The sequence below is a fragment of the Leifsonia sp. GW821-FHT13C09 genome (assembly GCF_058806435.1).
The window spans coordinates 162,597-179,246 of sequence record NZ_JBXAPS010000005.1; the positions used below are offsets into that span (position 1 = coordinate 162,597).

The 16,650-nt window shown below is 67.6% G+C and carries 14 protein-coding genes and 1 rRNA gene; 12 read left to right on the forward strand and 3 right to left on the reverse strand.

Annotation, left to right across the window (positions count from 1 at the left end; translation table 11 throughout):
• Positions 1 to 43: 43 nt before the first annotated feature.
• Positions 44 to 832 carry a polyprenol monophosphomannose synthase gene (locus AC1ROW_RS16590; protein ID WP_493019996.1) on the forward strand — a complete coding sequence of 263 codons (789 nt, stop codon included), beginning with the start codon at positions 44 to 46 and terminating at the stop codon, positions 830 to 832.
• A gap of 10 nt (positions 833 to 842) precedes the next feature.
• On the forward strand, positions 843 to 1,373 hold the full coding sequence (locus tag AC1ROW_RS16595) for a YbhB/YbcL family Raf kinase inhibitor-like protein (protein WP_493019997.1): 531 nt from the start codon (positions 843 to 845) through the stop codon (positions 1,371 to 1,373).
• 33 nt (positions 1,374 to 1,406) lie between these two features.
• On the opposite strand, the gene AC1ROW_RS16600 is transcribed toward AC1ROW_RS16595, so the two are convergent.
• Positions 1,407 to 2,045 carry a LysE family translocator gene (locus AC1ROW_RS16600; protein WP_493019998.1) on the reverse strand — a complete coding sequence of 213 codons (639 nt, stop codon included), beginning with the start codon at positions 2,043 to 2,045 and terminating at the stop codon, positions 1,407 to 1,409.
• Positions 2,046 to 2,076: 31 nt separating this feature from the next.
• Between AC1ROW_RS16600 and AC1ROW_RS16605 the strand changes: the two genes are divergently transcribed.
• The 3 genes from AC1ROW_RS16605 to AC1ROW_RS16615 all read left to right on the forward strand — a co-directional run bounded on the left by AC1ROW_RS16605 (position 2,077) and on the right by AC1ROW_RS16615 (position 5,734).
• Positions 2,077 to 3,648 (forward strand): MmgE/PrpD family protein, encoded by a 1,572-nt coding sequence (locus tag AC1ROW_RS16605; RefSeq protein WP_493019999.1) that lies wholly within the window; start codon positions 2,077 to 2,079, stop codon positions 3,646 to 3,648.
• Positions 3,648 to 4,547 (forward strand): methylisocitrate lyase, encoded by a 900-nt coding sequence (gene prpB, locus AC1ROW_RS16610; RefSeq protein WP_493020000.1) that lies wholly within the window; start codon positions 3,648 to 3,650, stop codon positions 4,545 to 4,547. The genes AC1ROW_RS16605 and prpB overlap by 1 nt, the downstream gene beginning before the upstream one ends.
• A 62-nt stretch (positions 4,548 to 4,609) precedes the next feature.
• Positions 4,610 to 5,734: a bifunctional 2-methylcitrate synthase/citrate synthase gene (locus AC1ROW_RS16615; protein ID WP_493020001.1), complete on the forward strand. Its 1,125-nt coding sequence runs from the start codon at positions 4,610 to 4,612 to the stop codon at positions 5,732 to 5,734.
• A gap of 216 nt (positions 5,735 to 5,950) precedes the next feature.
• Here AC1ROW_RS16615 and AC1ROW_RS16620 read toward each other — a convergent pair whose 3' ends face one another.
• Complete coding sequence (locus AC1ROW_RS16620) at positions 5,951 to 7,156, reverse strand: acetyl-CoA C-acetyltransferase (protein WP_493020002.1); 1,206 nt, start codon at positions 7,154 to 7,156, stop codon at positions 5,951 to 5,953.
• Positions 7,157 to 7,285: 129 nt separating this feature from the next.
• Between AC1ROW_RS16620 and AC1ROW_RS16625 the strand changes: the two genes are divergently transcribed.
• Entirely contained in the window at positions 7,286 to 8,038 is a 753-nt protein-coding gene (locus AC1ROW_RS16625; RefSeq protein ID WP_493020003.1) for a JAB domain-containing protein, read from the forward strand.
• Here the strand turns inward: AC1ROW_RS16625 and aspS are convergent.
• Positions 7,962 to 9,290 carry an aspartate--tRNA(Asn) ligase gene (gene aspS / locus AC1ROW_RS16630; RefSeq protein ID WP_493020004.1) on the reverse strand — a complete coding sequence of 443 codons (1,329 nt, stop codon included), beginning with the start codon at positions 9,288 to 9,290 and terminating at the stop codon, positions 7,962 to 7,964. The two genes, AC1ROW_RS16625 and aspS, sit on opposite strands and share 77 nt — an antisense overlap.
• Before the next feature lie 106 nt (positions 9,291 to 9,396).
• On the opposite strand from aspS, the gene AC1ROW_RS16635 reads away from it, so the two are divergent.
• From AC1ROW_RS16635 to AC1ROW_RS16660, 6 genes are all read left to right on the forward strand, one after another.
• Positions 9,397 to 10,104, forward strand: coding sequence for a histidine phosphatase family protein (locus AC1ROW_RS16635; RefSeq protein ID WP_493020005.1), 708 nt, complete (start codon positions 9,397 to 9,399; stop codon positions 10,102 to 10,104).
• Positions 10,101 to 10,721, forward strand: a complete 621-nt coding sequence (locus tag AC1ROW_RS16640) for a TlpA disulfide reductase family protein (protein WP_493020006.1) — start codon at positions 10,101 to 10,103, stop codon at positions 10,719 to 10,721. The genes AC1ROW_RS16635 and AC1ROW_RS16640 overlap by 4 nt, the downstream gene beginning before the upstream one ends.
• Before the next feature lie 2 nt (positions 10,722 to 10,723).
• The gene (locus AC1ROW_RS16645; protein ID WP_493020135.1) at positions 10,724 to 11,461 is read left to right on the forward strand and encodes a cytochrome c biogenesis CcdA family protein; all 738 of its coding nucleotides are present in this window, start codon (positions 10,724 to 10,726) and stop codon (positions 11,459 to 11,461) included.
• The gene (gene resB / locus AC1ROW_RS16650) at positions 11,445 to 13,070 is read left to right on the forward strand and encodes a cytochrome c biogenesis protein ResB (RefSeq protein ID WP_493020007.1); all 1,626 of its coding nucleotides are present in this window, start codon (positions 11,445 to 11,447) and stop codon (positions 13,068 to 13,070) included. Before AC1ROW_RS16645 ends, resB begins: the two co-directional genes overlap by 17 nt.
• A 10-nt stretch (positions 13,071 to 13,080) precedes the next feature.
• Positions 13,081 to 14,163: a c-type cytochrome biogenesis protein CcsB gene (gene ccsB / locus AC1ROW_RS16655; protein WP_493020008.1), complete on the forward strand. Its 1,083-nt coding sequence runs from the start codon at positions 13,081 to 13,083 to the stop codon at positions 14,161 to 14,163.
• 670 nt (positions 14,164 to 14,833) lie between these two features.
• Positions 14,834 to 16,357: ribosomal RNA gene (locus AC1ROW_RS16660) — 16S ribosomal RNA — on the forward strand.
• The last annotated feature ends 293 nt before the right edge of the window (positions 16,358 to 16,650 follow it).

Genomic DNA, 16,650 nt, shown 5'->3' on the forward strand with positions numbered 1-16,650 from the left:
ATTCGTTAGCCATCCGTTCAGCGGAATGGACCAGAGTGGTTGTATGCGAACCATCGTCATCCTGCCCACCTACAACGAGCGGGAGAACATCGGGCCCGTGGTCGGCCGTATCCGCGCTTCGGCGCCGGAGGTCGACGTGCTCGTGGTCGACGACGGTTCACCGGACGGCACGGGCGAGATCGCGGACGCGCTCGCCGCGACCGACGCCAACGTCAAGGTGCTGCACCGCGCGGGCAAGGAGGGCCTCGGAGCCGCCTACCGGGCCGGGATGGCCTGGGCGCTCGACGCCGGGTACGACGCGGTCGTGGAGATGGACGCGGACGGCTCGCACCGCCCGGAGGAGCTGCCCTCGCTGCTCGCCGCGCTGCGCCAGCTGCCCCAGGGCGACGCCGCGGAGGGCGCCGACCTGGTGCTGGGCTCGCGCTGGGTCCCGGGCGGCGGCGTGGTCAACTGGCCTGCGCGGCGCCGGTTCCTCTCCAAGGGCGGCAGCACGTACTCCCGGTTCTGGCTGGGCGTGCCCGCGAAGGACGTGACCGGCGGCTACCGCGCGTTCACCGCCGACGCGCTGCGCCGCATCCATTTCGAGAACGTCGAGAGCCAGGGCTACTGCTTCCAGATCGACATGCTGCGCCGCGCATACGACGCCGGCCTCAGCGTCGTGGAGGTGCCGATCACCTTCGTGGAGCGCGAGCACGGCGTCTCCAAGATGAGCGGCAACATCGTCGCCGAGGCCATGCTGCGTGTCACCGGCTGGGGGATCGTCGGCCTCCCGCGCCGCTTCCGCCGCCGTCCCGTCCCCGCGACCGTCACGGAGACGACGCAGCGGGCGTAGCGTGAGCGCTATGTCGAAAGATCCGCTGGAGCGCTTCGGCGCCGTACCTCAGTTCACCGTCACGAGCGACGATGTCGCCGACGACCGTCCGCTGGACCGCGCGCAGTGGGGCGCGGGCGGGGGAGGCGGCGACGTCTCGCCGCAGCTGTCCTGGAGCGGGTTCCCGGCCGAGACGAAGAGCTTCGCCGTCACGATCCACGACCCGGACGCCCCGACGGGCTCGGGCTTCTGGCACTGGGCCGTCTACAACATCCCGGCGTCGGTGACCTCCTTGCCGTCCGGTGCGGGTGCGATCGGCGGCGCCAACCTCCCGCGGGGCGCCGCCATGCTCTCCAACGAGCTGGGTTCCAAGAGTTTCACCGGCGCGGGGCCGCCTCCCGGGACGGGCACGCACCACTACTACATCGTCGTGCACGCGCTCGATGTCGATCGCCTCGACCTCGACCCGGAGTCGACGCCGGCCATCCTCGGCTTCAACGCGCACTTCCACGCGCTGGGGCGCGCCGTCGTCGTCCCGATCGCGACCGCAGGCGACATCTAGGCCGAGCGCGCCCGGCTCAGTGCTTGTTCCCGGTCAGTGCTTGTTCCCGGTCAGGGCGAGGATCCCGCCCAGCCCGATCATCAGCACGCCCCCGGTCGCGCCGAGTCGTTCGACCCGCTTCGGTGACCGCCCGAACCACGCTCGGGCGGTCCCCGCGGCGAGCGCCCACACGCTGTCGAAGGTGAGCGCGAGCAGCAGGAAGATCACGCCGAGTTCGAACAGCTGCGCCGGGATCCCGCCCGCCCCGTAGTCGACGAACTGCGGCAGCACCGCGACGAAGAACACCAGCGACTTCGGGTTGGTCAGCCCGACCAGCATCCCCTCGCCGACGATCCGCCAGTGCGATCGCCGCGGCGGTGTGGCCTCGTGGGTGACCGCGGTATGCCTGCGGTGCCGGATCGCCTGCACCCCGAGGTACATCAGGTACGCCGCACCCGCGAACTTCACCACAGTGAAGGCGACCACCGACTGCGCGACGAGCGCCCCGATCCCGAGCGAGACCGCGACCACGAGCGGCAGCATCCCCAGCGCGTTGCCCAGCACGCTCAGGAGGCCGCCCAACCTCCCGAGGGCCAGTGACCGCCCGATCACGAACAGCACGCTCGGACCGGGGATCACGATGAGCGCGATCGACGCGAGCGCGAAAGCGAGCAGGGACGGCGGCGGGACCATAGCAGGAGCGTAGGCGAGGTAGGTTCGTAACGTGAAGCTCCACAACGTTCGTGTGCACAGAAGCGACGAGAACCTCGCCCGTCAGGACCAGCTCGCCTGGAAGATCGCCGAGGTCGCCGCCGACCCGGTGGAGGTCGACTCCGAGGTCGCCGACATGGTCATCAACCGCGTCATCGACAACGCCGCCGTCGCCGCGGCCTCCCTCACCCGCAAGCCGGTCGTCTCGGCGCGGTCGCAGGCGCTGGCGCACCCGCTGCCGACGGCGCAGCTCGAGGAGCTCACCTCCGCCACCGAGCACCCGCAGGACGGCGCAACGGTCTTCGGCGAATCCCAGCAGGTACGCGTGAGCCCGGAGTGGGCAGCCTGGGCCAACGGCGTCGCCGTGCGCGAACTGGACTACCACGACACCTTCCTCGCCGCGGAGTATTCGCACCCCGGCGACAACATCCCCCCGATCACCGCCGTCGCCCAGCACGCCGCCCGCGCCTACGGGCTGACCGGGCGCGACCTGGTGCGCGGCATCGCGACCGGTTACGAGATCCAGATCGACCTCGCCAAGGCGATCAGCCTGCACGCCCACAAGATCGACCACGTCGCGCACCTCGGCCCGTCGGCTGCCGCGGGCATCGGCACGTTGCTGCACCTGCCGCCGGAGACGATCTTCCAGGCCATCGGCCAGGCCCTCCACACCACCACGGCCACCCGCCAGTCCCGCAAGGGCGAGATCTCCAGCTGGAAGGCGCACGCTCCGGCCTTCGCCGGCAAGATGGCGGTCGAGGCGATCGACCGTGCCCTGCGCGGCGAGACCAGCCCCACCCCGATCTACGAGGGCGAGGACGGCGTGATCGCCTGGCTGCTCGACGGTCCGAAGGCCTCCTACGACGTGCCGCTGCCGGAGGCGGGGGAGCGCAAGCGCGCCATCCTCGACTCCTATACCAAGGAGCACTCCGCCGAGTACCAGGCGCAGGCCTGGATCGACCTCGCCCGCAAGCTGCACAAGGAGCACCCGGAGGTCGCCGACCCCGAGCGCGTGGAGAGCATCGTCATCCACACTTCGCACCACACCCACTTCGTCATCGGCTCGGGTGCGAACGACCCGCAGAAGTACGACCCGACCGCCTCCCGCGAGACGCTGGACCACAGCATCCCGTACATCTTCACGGTCGCGCTGCAGGACGGCGGCTGGCACCACGTGGAGTCCTACCTCCCGACCCGCGCCGCCCGCCCCGACACCGTCGCGCTCTGGGGCAAGGTCACCACGACCGAGGACCCGGAGTGGACCCGCCGCTACCACTCGATCGACCCGGCCGAGAAGGCGTTCGGCGGCCGCGTGGTCATCACGCTCGCCGACGGCCGCGTGATCGAGGACGAGATCGCCGTCGCGGACGCCCACCCGCTCGGCGCCCGGCCGTTCGCCCGCGCCGACTACGTCGCCAAGTTCCGCACCCTGGCGGCCGAGGTGCTGGAGGAGGCCGAGATCGAGCGCTTCCTAGTGCTCGCCGAGCGTCTCCCCGAGCTGTCCGCCGCCGAGCTCGGCGGCCTCACCATCACCGCGCGTCCCGGCCTGCTGGCCGGAATCCCCGCGCCGAGAGGACTGTTCTGATGCTGTACTCCTCCATTCCTGTGCACGAGAAGCGCGTCGCCTTCCGGAAGCGGCTGGCCTCCGGCGAGCTCGTCAGGATGCCGGGCGCCTTCAATCCGCTGAGCGCGCGCCTCATCGAGCGCAAAGACTTCGAGGGCGTCTACATCTCGGGCGCGGTGCTCTCTGCCGAGCTCGGCCTCCCCGACATCGGCCTCACGACGCTGACGGAGGTGGCCGGCCGCTCCGCCCAGATTTCGCGGATGACCGACCTCCCGACCCTGGTCGACGCCGACACCGGTTTCGGGGAGCCGATGAACGTCGCGCGCACCGTGCAGACCCTGGAGGACGCCGGCGTCGCCGGCCTCCACATCGAGGATCAGGTCAACCCCAAGCGCTGCGGCCACCTCGACGGCAAGCAGGTCGTGGACGAGGACACCGCGCTCAAGCGCATCCGCGCCGCCGCCGACGCCCGTCGCGACCCCAACCTGCTCATCATGGCCCGCACGGATATCCGCGCCGTGGAGGGGCTGGCCTCCGCGATCGACCGCGCCAAGGCGCTGGTCGACGCGGGCGCCGACGCGATCTTCCCGGAGGCGATGGCCGACCTCTCCGAGTTCGAGGCTGTCCGCCGGGCCGTGGACGTGCCGATCCTCGCCAACATGACAGAGTTCGGCAAGAGCGACCTGTTCACGGTCGACCAGCTCCGCGACATCGGCGTCAACATCGTCATCTGGCCGGTCTCCCTGCTGCGCCTGGCGATGGGGGCCGCCGAGCGCGGGCTCGACCAGCTCCTCGCGGAGGGCACCCTGGAGCCGCTGCTCGGTTCGATGCAGCATCGCGCCGAGCTGTACGACCTGATTGACTACGAGGGTTACAACGCGTTCGACACTTCGGTCTACAACTTCGAGGTGCGCCGCTGAGCACTGCTCACGCCGCGTCCAGCACGATTCACGACCAGCACAGCAGCGAAGGAGCAGCACACATGACCGACCCCGAGATCCACAAGGGCCTCGCCGGTGTCGTGGTGGACACCACGACTATCTCGTCCGTCAACCCGCAGACCAACTCGCTGCTGTACCGCGGCTACCCGGTGCAGGAGCTGGCGGCGAAGTGCTCGTTCGAGGAGGTCGCCTGGCTGCTGTGGCACGGTGAGCTGCCGACCGCGGAGGAGCTGGCCGAGTTCCGCAAGCTGGAGCGCGGCCTGCGCCGGATGGACGACCGCACCCGCAGCGCGCTGGACGACATCCCCGCCTCCGCGCACCCGATGGACGCCCTGCGCACCGCGGTGAGCCAGCTCGGCGGGATGGACCCGACGCTGGAGCAGCCGAACGGCATCCTCGACCCCGAGCTCAACCTCAGCCGTGCCGTGTATCTCTTCGCCCAGCTCCCGACGATCGTCGCCTACATCCAGCGCCGGCGCCGCGGCCTCGACCCCGTGGAGTCGCGGGACGACCTCGACTACGCCGAGAACTTCCTCTGGCTGACGTTCGGCGAGGTCCCGGATGATGTGGTCGTGCACGCCTTCCGCGTCTCGCTGGTGCTCTATGCCGAGCACTCCTTCAACGCCTCCACGTTCACCGCACGCGTGATCGCCTCCACGCTGTCGGACGTCTACTCTGCCGTCACCGGCGCGATCGGCGCGCTCAAGGGCCCGCTGCACGGCGGCGCGAACGAGGCCGTCATGCACACGTTCGACGAGATCGGCAGCGCGGACCGCGCCGAGGCGTGGCTGGACGACGCTCTCGCCCAGAAGCGCAAGATCATGGGCTTCGGTCACCGCGTCTACAAGAACGGCGACTCGCGCGTCCCGACCATGCGGGCCTCCCTGGTGGAGCTGGTCGAGCACTACGACCGCCAGGACATGCTCGACCTCTACGACGCGCTCGAGAAAGCGATGGGCGACCGCAAGAACATCAAGCCGAACCTGGACTACCCGTCCGGCCCGGCCTACAACCTGATGGGCTTCGACACCGAGACCTTCACCCCGCTGTTCGCCGCGGCCCGCGTCACCGGCTGGACCGCCCACATCTTCGAGCAGTACGCCGCCAACTCCCTCATCCGCCCCCTCTCCCTCTACACCGGCCCCGCCGAGCGCCACCTCCCCTAACCCCCGCACCCCACCTCTCGCAGCCAACGGAGGAGATCCACCCTTCCCGGGCCCAGACCTCCTCCATTGACTGCTTTTCGGCCTCCCGCGGCCCCGTATCTCCTCCGTTACCGACCGGACCCCAGTGCGCAAAAAGCGGAGGAGACCCGCACCCAGGGCGGAATCTCCTCCGTTAACTGCTTTATCCGGCCGCGCGCGCCCGGATCTCCTCCGTTGTCACCGCCACAGCAGCAGCGCATCCCCCTGCCCACCGCCGCCGCACAGCGCCACCGCCGCCCGCCCGGACCCGCGCCGCGCCAGCTCATGCGCCGCGTGCCCCGCCAGCCGCGCCCCGGACGCCCCGATGGGATGCCCGAGTGCGATCGCGCCGCCGTGGATGTTGACCTTCTCCGCGTCCAGGTCCAGGTCGGCCGTCGACTGCAACGCCACCGCCGCGAACGCCTCGTTGATCTCCACCAGGTCGAGGTCGTCGACGCTCCACCCGGCCCGCTTCAGCGCCGCGTTGATCGCGTTCGACGGCTGCGAGTGCAGCGAGTTGTCCGGGCCGGCCACCTGTCCGCTGGCCCCGACGACCGCGAGCCACTCCAGCCCCAGCCGCTCCGCGTTCTCCCGCGACGTGAGGATGAGCGCCGCCGCTCCGTCGCTCAGCGGCGACGAGTTGCCGGCCGTGAGCGTCCCGCCCTCGGCGAAGCTCGGCCGCAGCTTGGCCAGCACCTCCACCGTCGAGTCCGGCCGCACGCCCTCATCGGCCGAGACGACCACCGGGTCGCCTTTCCGCTGCGGGATGCTGACCGGCGCGATCTCGTCCGCGAACACCCCGGAGGCCGCCGCAGCGCCCGCGCGCTGGTGAGATGACGCCGCGAACGCGTCTTGCGCCTCCCGCGTGAGTCCGAGCTTCTCCGTGTAGCTCTCCGTCGAGGCGCCCATCGAGATCTTGTCGAACGCATCCGTCAGCCCGTCGTAGGCGGCCGTGTCGAGCGCTTCGAGCGAGCCGTAGGTCCAGCCTTTCCGCGAGCCGGGCAGGATGTGCGGCGCGTTCGTCATGGACTCCTGGCCTCCCGCCGCGACCACCGTCGCCTCGCCGGCTCGGATGAGCCGCGCGGCGTCGATCACGGCTGCGAGCCCGGACAGGCACACCTTGTTGATGGTCGTCGCCGGCACGTTCCAGCCGATGCCGGCTCCGATGGCCGTCTGCCGGGCCGGGTTCTGGCCCGCGCCGGCCTGGAGCACCTGCCCGAAGATCACGGTGTCGATGTCGGACGCCTGGAGTCCGGACTGCTCGATCGCCTTCCGCAGCGCGACGGTGCCGAGCTGCACCGCGGTCTGGCTGGCGAGCGCGCCGGTCACTTTGCCGAGCGGCGTGCGCGCGGCCGACAGGATGACGACGTCGTTCGGGCGGGGTTCGGGGAGGGTGCTGGTCATTGCGGGGCGACTCCTTCGTCGGCGGATTCTCTCCACCCATTGTCATCCACAGGCGGAGGCTGCCGGCCAGTTCTCCACAGATTGAGACGATCGGCCACGAACGATCGATCGGCTTCCTAGCGTGGACGCATGTCCGAGCCGGAAGAAGCAGAGGAGTCCCTTGCCCATGTACCCCGACACGACCGTCCACGGGAGCGGATGCGCCGGCTCGGCGTGGGTTCGCTCACCGACGACGAGGTCCTCGCGCTCGTTCTCGGCTCCGGCCAGATGGGGCGCAGCGTCCTCTCTCTCGCCCGCACCATCCTTGCCCGCTGCGGCGGGTTCCCGGGGCTCGCGACGATGGACTTCGCCCGGCTGGAGACACTGCCGGGCGTCGGTCCCGCGACAGCGGGACGGCTCGTCGCGATCATCGAGATCTGGCGCCGCGCGGGGCGGTCCTCCGCCTGGACGCGACTGGTCGACCACGACGCCATCGCGGAGGTCGTCCGGCCCGAGCTGCTGCACCGCGACAGCGAGCGATTCGTCGTGGTCGTCGCCGATCGCGCGGCCCGGCCCTTGGAAATCGTGCTCGTGCGCGACGGCGGCGTCGACGAGCGATCCATCCAGCCTGCCGACATCCTCCAGTCCGTGCTCACCCGCGGCGGACGGTCGTTCGCCGTCGCGCACAACCATCCGTCAGGATCGCTCGATCCGTCGGTGGCCGACACCGTCCTCACCCGCAGGCTCGATCAGGCGGCGGCCACCATCGGGCTCCGCTTCCTCGGCCACATCCTGGTGGCCGGCGAGCAGTGGACCGCGCTCTCGGCTACGGGGTCAGTCGCGTCGGTCCGCGGAAGAGATAGGTCGTCTCGCGCAGGTTGGAGAGGTGCAGCATCAGCATGAGCACGCGCGCCAGCCCCATCCCGAAGCCGCCGTGCGGCGGGATGCCGTACCGGAACGTCGCGAGCACGTCCTCCAGCTCCTCCACCGAGAGGCCCTTGTCGGCCGCCTGCTTCTCGAGGATGTCGACGCGGTGCTCGCGCTGAGCGCCCGTGGAGATCTCGACACCGTTGAAGATCAGGTCGTAGCTCTTGGTGATCGACGGGTCCTCGGCGTGACGCATGTGATAGTACGGCCGGATGCTCGAGGCGTAGTCCGTCAGGAACACGAACTCGTGCCCGTAGGTCTCCTTCACGTACGCCGAGATCCGGCGCTCGCCCTCGGGGTCCATGTCGTCGTCCGCGCGGGGCACCTCGTAGCCCTGCTCGGCGACGATGCGCTTCGCCTCGGCCAGCGGGATGCGCGGGAATGGCGTGCTCGGAACGGTGACCTCGACGCCGAACAGCGCCTCGATCTCTGCGCCGTGCTTCTCCTTGACCGCGGTGAAACCGGCGACGACGAGGTCCTCGTGCACCTTCATGACGTCCTCGTGGCTGTCGATCCAGCTCAGCTCGGTGTCGATGCTCGTGAACTCCGTCGCGTGCCGGCTGGTGAAGCTCGGGTCGGCGCGGAACGCCGGGCCGATCTCGAACACGCGGCCGAACCCGGCCGCCTGCGCCATCTGCTTGAAGATCTGCGGGCTCTGCGCGAGGTACGCGGTCGTCTCGAAGTACGGCAGCTCGAACAGCTCGGCGCGAGACTCGGACGCCGACGCCATCAGCTTCGGGGTGTGGATCTCGATGAAGCCGTTGTCCACCCAGTACTGCCGCATCGCGTGCTCGAGCGTGGTCTGCACGCGGAAGATGAGGTTGTGCTTCGGCTCGCGGAGGTCGAGGAAGCGCCAGTCCATGCGCTTGTCGATGCCGCTGTCGGCCGCGATCGGCGTCTCCGGGATGGCGGCCGTCTCGACTTCGAGGGTGTTCAGCTTGATCTCGATGCCACCGAGCTTGACCCGCTCGTCGTGCTTCAGCTCACCGCTGGCGCGCACGAACGATCCCTGCGACAAGCCGGAGATGGTCGTGGCGGGCTCGTCGGCCACCACGGTGCCGTCGTCGTCGACCGTGCGCGGATTGACGAGCTGCACAGCGCCCGACTCGTCGCGCAGCACGACGAACTGCACCTTCTTCTGGTCCCGGACGGTCTCGACCCATCCGGCGACACTCACGGGGCCGTCGGGCAGGGCGGCCAGGTCTTTGATCAAAACGCGTGCGGTCACGATCGACAAGCCTACCGCCCGCACATACCGCCTCAGAGGGCCGGCGGCAGGTCGCGCGCTCCCACGCTCAGTGAATTCAAGGGAAGCCGCTCCGTAGACTGGTGCGGTGGTAGCAAGCCAGGTACATCTCGTCCGTCACGGAGAGGTGTTCAACCCCGACGGCATCCTGTACGGCAGGCTGCCCGGCTTCGGGCTGTCCAAACTCGGTCACCGGATGGCGCAGGCCGCCGCCGACGACCTGGCCGCCCGCTCCCGCCCGGTGTCCCTGCTGCGGATGTCGCCGCTGCAGCGCACCCGCGAGTCGATGGCGCCGATCGCGGCGGCCTTCGGCCTGGAGCCGGAGATCGACGAGCGCATCATCGAACCCACTAACCACTTCGAGGGCACCAACATGCGGCGCGCCTTGAAGAATCCGGTCAACTGGCCGTTCATCGTCTACCCGCCCCGGCCGACCTGGGGGGAGGCCTACACCAGCATCGAGAAGCGGATGAAGGAGGCCGTCGACGCCGCGTTCGACTCGGTGGAGTACGGCGATGTCGTCCTGGTCAGCCACCAGCTTCCGATCTGGGTCATGCACCTCTCGGCGGCGGGGGAGCGGTTCCCGCACGACCCGCGCAAGCGCCGCTGTGCGCTCTCCAGCATCACCACCTTCGAACGGACCACCGAGCCGGCGCCGGTTCCGCAGCCGCGCCCCGGCGAGGAGCCGGTCCCGGTCGACCCGGATGCCCCGCCCGTCGTGCGGGTGGTGGAGGTCGGCTACGTCGAGCCCGCCGGCAGCCTCATCACCGCCGCGACCGATGTGGGGGCCGTGTGACCGCCCCCCGATCCTCCGCCCGCCGCCGACTGTCGCTCCTTCTTCCTGCAGCCGCCGCGGCCACCGCGCTCCTGCTCTCGGGGTGCACGTCCAACGACGCGCTCGCCACCCAGTACCGCTCCGGCAACGGCCAGAACTACATCGCGGGCGACGGCAGCGTGAGCGAGTACGCGGCGACGAACCGCGGAGCGCCGGTCGCGTTCGCCGGCAAGCTCGCCGACGGCACCGCCGTGTCCTCCAAGGACTACGCCGGCAAGGTCCTCGTCGTGAACTTCTGGTACGCCGGCTGTCCGCCCTGCCGGGTGGAGGCCCCCGATCTCGAGTCGCTGTCGCAGAAGTACGCCTCGCAGGGCGTCAGCTTCCTCGGCGTGAACCTCTACGACTCCGCGAGCACCGCGGCCAGCTTCGAGCAGGACAAGGGCGTGACCTACCCGTCCGTCCTCGACCGGGATACCGGGTCCGTCCTGCTCGCCTTCAGCAAGACCGTTCCGCCCAAGGCCACGCCGACCACGCTCGTGATCGACAAGCAGGGCCGCGTGGCCGCCCGCATCCTCGGCGCGATCCCGGACAAGAGCATCCTCGACTCGCTCATCTCCGACGCCGTGGCCGGGAAGTGACCGTGAACGTCGGTCAGATCGTCTTCAGCGGCCAGCTCCTGCTCGCACTGCCCATCGCACTCCTCGCGGGACTGGTGTCGTTCGCGTCCCCGTGCGTGCTCCCGCTCGTGCCCGGCTACCTCGCCTACGTGGGCGGGATCAGCGACCCGGGCGCCAAGCGCGATCGCAGCCGGGTCCTGACCGGAGTCGCCCTGTTCGTCCTGGGCTTCGCCGTCGTCTTCATCGCCTACGGCGCCGCGTTCGGCGCGCTCGGCCTCTGGCTGGTCCGCTGGCAGGAGGTGGTCATCCGGGTGCTGGGCGTACTCGTCATCCTGATGGGCCTCGTCTTCATCGGCCAGTTCTCCTTCCTGCAGCGCACGATCAAGCCGACCTGGCGTCCCGCGACCGGCCTCATCGGGGCTCCACTGCTCGGCGTCGTGTTCGGCCTCGGCTGGACCCCCTGCATCGGTCCGACGCTCGCCGCGATCAGCGCGCTCAGCGTCGGCAGCGGATCACCGTGGCGGGGAGCGCTGCTCGGACTCTTCTACTGCATCGGCCTCGGCATCCCGTTCCTGCTCGTCGCCCTCGGCTTCGACTGGGTCGCCGGCTCGGTGGCCTTCCTCAAACGGCACATCCGGGTCATCAACATCATCGGTGGCGCACTGCTCGTCGTCATCGGCGTGATGATGGCGACCGGCCTCTGGACAGCCTTGATGTCCCAGTTCCTGGGGGTGATCTCCGGCTTTGTCCCGGCCATCTGACCACATCGACGTCGCGCCACCCCGCGAGGACCCCGACGTCGTCCAGCCCAAGCTCGGCCCGCTCGGCTGGCTGCGCTGGGCCTGGCGCCAGCTCACGAGCATGCGCACCGCGCTGTTCCTGCTGCTGCTGCTCGCGATCGCGGCGGTCCCCGGCTCGCTGTTCCCGCAGCGCGGCGCCGACCCGAACGGCGTCACGAAGTACTTCAGCGACAACCCGCAGCTCGCACCCGTGCTCGACAAGTTCCAGCTCTTCGACGTCTACACGTCGTTCTGGTTCTCGGCGATCTACCTGCTGCTGTTCGCCTCCCTGATCGGCTGCATCATCCCGCGCACGGCGCACCACTACCGGGCCTTGCGCGCCCGGCCGCCGAAGACCCCCGTGCGGCTGACCCGGATGTCTGCCTTCCAGGCGCGCATCCTGCCGGCCGAGTTGCGCGCCGACGCGCCGGACCCGATCGACTCGGCGCGCCAGGTGCTCCGTCGCTCGCGCTACCGGGTCTCGCTCTACCAGGACGCACGCTCGATGTCCGTCTCGGCCGAGCGCGGCTACCTGCGCGAGACCGGCAACCTCGTCTTCCACATCGCCCTGCTCGGCGTGCTGTTCGCCGTCGGGATCGGCGGAGGCTTCGGCTACACCGGCCAGAAGGTCGTGGTCGTCGGCCAGAGCTTCGTCAACAGCCTGCCGTCGTACAACTCGTTCAACCCCGGGCGGTTCTTCTCCGACGGGTCGCTCGAGCCGTTCTCCATCCGGGTGGACAGCCTGGACGTCCAGTACGAGACCAAGAACCCGAACGCCAAGGGCACCCCGCTCGACTACACCGCGAAGGTGACGACGACCGGTCCCGGAGACACCTCGAGCGCGTCGACCATCAAGGTCAACGACCCCCTGGCGATCGGGGGAACCAACGTCTACCTGCTCGGCAACGGCTACGCCCCGACCATCACGATCCGCGATCCGAAGGGCAAGGTGGTGTTCAGCGATTCGGTGCCGTTCATCGCCGAGGACGCCCAGCTCACCTCGCTCGGCTGGGTGAAGGTGCCCGACGGTCTCCGGGAGCAGGTCGGCATGATCGGGTTCTTCTATCCGACCGTCGGCAAGAGCGGGACAGCCGCCGGAGCCCTGACCTCGACGTTCCCTGGGCTGAACGATCCCGTCCTCAGCCTCAACGTCTACGCCGGCGACCTCGGCGTCGACACCGGCGTCCCGCAATCGGTCTACAGCCTGAACACCGACAAGATGACCCAGCTCGCCGGACCGGGCACGAAGACCAAGGCGCTCCAATTGAAGCCGGGGCAGACCGTCGAGCTCCCGAGCGGGCTCGGCACGATCTCCATGGGCGACGTCAAACGCTACGCGTCGCTCGACGTGCACCACGACCCCGCCCAGGGCTGGGTGCTGCTCTTCGCGATCCTCATCCTCGGCGGACTGCTGACCTCGCTGTTCGTTCCGCGGCGTCGGATCTGGGTCAAAGCCGTCGAGAACCCGGACGGCTCGCTGACCCTGGAGTACGCTGGCCTCGCCCGTGGTGAGGACCCGAACCTCCTCGCGGCTGTGTCCGCCGTAGCCGACGAACACACCGCACTCCTCACCCGAACCCCGACGAATTAGGCTTGCACTCGTGACCGAAACCCTGTCCCAGCTGTCCACGGTCTTCATCTATGTGGCGATGGGGTTCTACGCGGCCGCGTTCATCGCGTTCGCGCTCGACCTCGCCCGCAGAGGGGCCAGAGCCACGGCCGAGGAGGCCGCGGTCGTCCCGAGCGCCGTCGCCCGCAGGGCGCAGGTCGCCGAGCCGGTGGGAGCGACCGCCGCGAGGATGTCCGTCTCGGGTGGTGGTGCCTCTGCGCCTCCCGCCACGCCGCCGTCGTCCGCGCTCGGCCGGCTGTCCTCGCGGATCAGCACGCGACTCGAGGATGACGTGATGAACGGCGCCGCCTCGTCGGCGTCGATCAAGTGGGCGTTCGGTCTGACCATCGTGGGCTGGGGCTTCCACCTGATCGCCACGATCCTCCGCGGCATCGCGGCCGACCGTGTGCCGTGGGCCAACATGTGGGAGTTCTCGATGACCGGCACGTTGGTCATCGTCGGCGTCTTCCTCGTCGCGAACCTCAAGTGGGACATCAAGTACCTCGGCACGTTCATCATCGGCCTGGTCCTGGTGCTGCAGGGGATCGCCCTGCTGCGGTACTACGTCCCGGTGGTTCCGCTGCAGCCGGCGCTGCAGTCGTACTGGCTGGTGATCCACATCATCGTGGCCGTGCTGGGCACGGCGTTCTTCGCGCTGGGCTTCGCGCTGTCGGGGCTCCAGCTGCTGCAGTACCGGCGCGAACGCCAGATCGCGGAGTCGCGCCCGCAGCAGTTCCGGTTCCTCGCCACCCTTCCGAGCGCGGTCGCTCTGGAGAATCTCGCGTACCGGATCAACATCGTCGGCTTCATCGCCTGGACCTTCACGCTGATCGCCGGAGCCGTCTGGGCCGAGAAGGCGTGGGGCCGGTATTGGGGCTGGGACACCAAGGAAGTCTGGACGTTCATCATCTGGGTGATCTACGCCGGCTACATCCACGCGCGGGCGACCCGCGGCTGGCGCGGATCGCGTTCCGCATGGCTGGCGATCATCGGGTTCGCCGCGGTGCTCTTCAACTTCGGCGTGGTCAACGTGTTCTTCCACGGACTGCACGCCTACTCGGGGCTCGGATCCTGACCGGATTCCGCCCCTCCCGCATGACGCGGTCGCCCCTCCGGGCGGCCGCGTTTTCGCGTTCCAGGGGCCGACTTCCGCGGAATCACGCGGATCTGCCCCCGCGACACGCCCGGGATGTAAGCGGAATTTGCGACGTCCCGGAGGCCTGCGTAAAGTACTTACTTGTCACCCCAAAGGTGCGGGAGAGCGGAAGAGCTCCCCGGCCTCAAGCGGGACCGAATCCTTAGCCTAGCGGCAAATCTCAACTTGAAAGAGTTGCTTTGCTGCGCTTAGGATTAACACCCCACTCACTGAGCAGGTCTAACCGGTTCGGGTCGTGCAAATCGGATGTATCCCACGATGGATGAACGAAAGAGCGCGAAACGGCCGACTTGACAAACTGACTGAGAGTGGTAAGGTAGAGAAGTTGCCTCACAGAGAAGCCCGAGAGGGTTGAAGGTGAGAGCGTCCGATCCTTGAGAACTCAACAGCGTGCACAATGTCAAATGCCAAAAACCTCGGCATTGACCCGAAGACCTCGGTCTGAAAGTCGATGCAAGAGATTCCTTTGGATTAGAAACAGAATGTCAGTAGATATTCGAAACTAGTCAAGACAAACTCGCAGGAGACGAGATATTCCTCTCCGATCCTGCACTATGTTTCCAGTCGCTTGCGACTTGGAGCTGAACATTTTACGGAGAGTTTGATCCTGGCTCAGGACGAACGCTGGCGGCGTGCTTAACACATGCAAGTCGAACGATGAACCTGGAGCTTGCTCTAGGGAATTAGTGGCGAACGGGTGAGTAACACGTGAGTAACCTGCCCTTGACTCTGGGATAACCTCCGGAAACGGAAGCTAATACCGGATACGACGTACGGAGGCATCTCCTGTACGTGGAAAGAACTTCGGTCAAGGATGGACTCGCGGCCTATCAGGTAGTTGGTGAGGTAACGGCTCACCAAGCCTACGACGGGTAGCCGGCCTGAGAGGGTGACCGGCCACACTGGGACTGAGACACGGCCCAGACTCCTACGGGAGGCAGCAGTGGGGAATATTGCACAATGGGCGCAAGCCTGATGCAGCAACGCCGCGTGAGGGATGACGGCCTTCGGGTTGTAAACCTCTTTTAGTAGGGAAGAAGCGAAAGTGACGGTACCTGCAGAAAAAGCACCGGCTAACTACGTGCCAGCAGCCGCGGTAATACGTAGGGTGCGAGCGTTGTCCGGAATTATTGGGCGTAAAGAGCTCGTAGGCGGTCTGTCGCGTCTGCTGTGAAAACCCGAGGCTCAACCTCGGGCCTGCAGTGGGTACGGGCAGACTAGAGTGCGGTAGGGGAGAATGGAATTCCTGGTGTAGCGGTGGAATGCGCAGATATCAGGAGGAACACCGATGGCGAAGGCAGTTCTCTGGGCCGTAACTGACGCTGAGGAGCGAAAGCGTGGGGAGCGAACAGGATTAGATACCCTGGTAGTCCACGCCGTAAACGTTGGGCGCTAGATGTGGGGACCATTCCACGGTTTCCGTGTCGCAGCTAACGCATTAAGCGCCCCGCCTGGGGAGTACGGCCGCAAGGCTAAAACTCAAAGGAATTGACGGGGGCCCGCACAAGCGGCGGAGCATGCGGATTAATTCGATGCAACGCGAAGAACCTTACCAAGGCTTGACATATACGAGAACGGGCCAGAAATGGTCAACTCTTTGGACACTCGTAAACAGGTGGTGCATGGTTGTCGTCAGCTCGTGTCGTGAGATGTTGGGTTAAGTCCCGCAACGAGCGCAACCCTCGTTCTATGTTGCCAGCGCGTAATGGCGGGAACTCATAGGAGACTGCCGGGGTCAACTCGGAGGAAGGTGGGGATGACGTCAAATCATCATGCCCCTTATGTCTTGGGCTTCACGCATGCTACAATGGCCGGTACAAAGGGCTGCAATACCGTAAGGTGGAGCGAATCCCAAAAAGCCGGTCTCAGTTCGGATTGAGGTCTGCAACTCGACCTCATGAAGTCGGAGTCGCTAGTAATCGCAGATCAGCAACGCTGCGGTGAATACGTTCCCGGGCCTTGTACACACCGCCCGTCAAGTCATGAAAGTCGGTAACACCCGAAGCCAGTGGCCCAACCCTTGTGGAGGGAGCTGTCGAAGGTGGGATCGGTGATTAGGACTAAGTCGTAACAAGGTAGCCGTACCGGAAGGTGCGGCTGGATCACCTCCTTTCTAAGGAGCATCTGGCACCCTCGGGTGTCCAGGCGCCGGATCTGAGACAGTACTTATCACTTCGGTAAGACTGGGTCTCAGCCGGTTAGCTCATGGGTGGAACATTGACATTGGTGCGGAGCCGAACGGCTCGAACTCAGTACATCCCTCGGGATAGGAAAGGTTCGGACCTGGAAGCCCCGCACATGCACGCTGTTGGGTCCTGAGGGACCGGGCCTCATCCACTCGGGTGAGAACTGGACCTCTGGACCTTTTCTGGTCGGCCATAACTAGGCCGGCGGAGAAGGTACCGC

What these genes read in the sequence shown, in the direction of transcription:
- AC1ROW_RS16590 (WP_493019996.1), top strand. Translation starts at nt 44, where the DNA reads ATGCGAACCATCGTCATCCTGCCCACCTACAACGAGCGGGAGAACATC.
- AC1ROW_RS16595 (WP_493019997.1), top strand. Translation starts at nt 843, where the DNA reads ATGTCGAAAGATCCGCTGGAGCGCTTCGGCGCCGTACCTCAGTTCACC.
- AC1ROW_RS16600 (WP_493019998.1), bottom strand. Translation starts at nt 2,045, where the DNA reads ATGGTCCCGCCGCCGTCCCTGCTCGCTTTCGCGCTCGCGTCGATCGCG.
- prpB (WP_493020000.1), top strand. Translation starts at nt 3,648, where the DNA reads ATGCTGTACTCCTCCATTCCTGTGCACGAGAAGCGCGTCGCCTTCCGG.
- AC1ROW_RS16615 (WP_493020001.1), top strand. Translation starts at nt 4,610, where the DNA reads ATGACCGACCCCGAGATCCACAAGGGCCTCGCCGGTGTCGTGGTGGAC.
- AC1ROW_RS16620 (WP_493020002.1), bottom strand. Translation starts at nt 7,156, where the DNA reads ATGACCAGCACCCTCCCCGAACCCCGCCCGAACGACGTCGTCATCCTG.
- AC1ROW_RS16625 (WP_493020003.1), top strand. Translation starts at nt 7,286, where the DNA reads ATGTCCGAGCCGGAAGAAGCAGAGGAGTCCCTTGCCCATGTACCCCGA.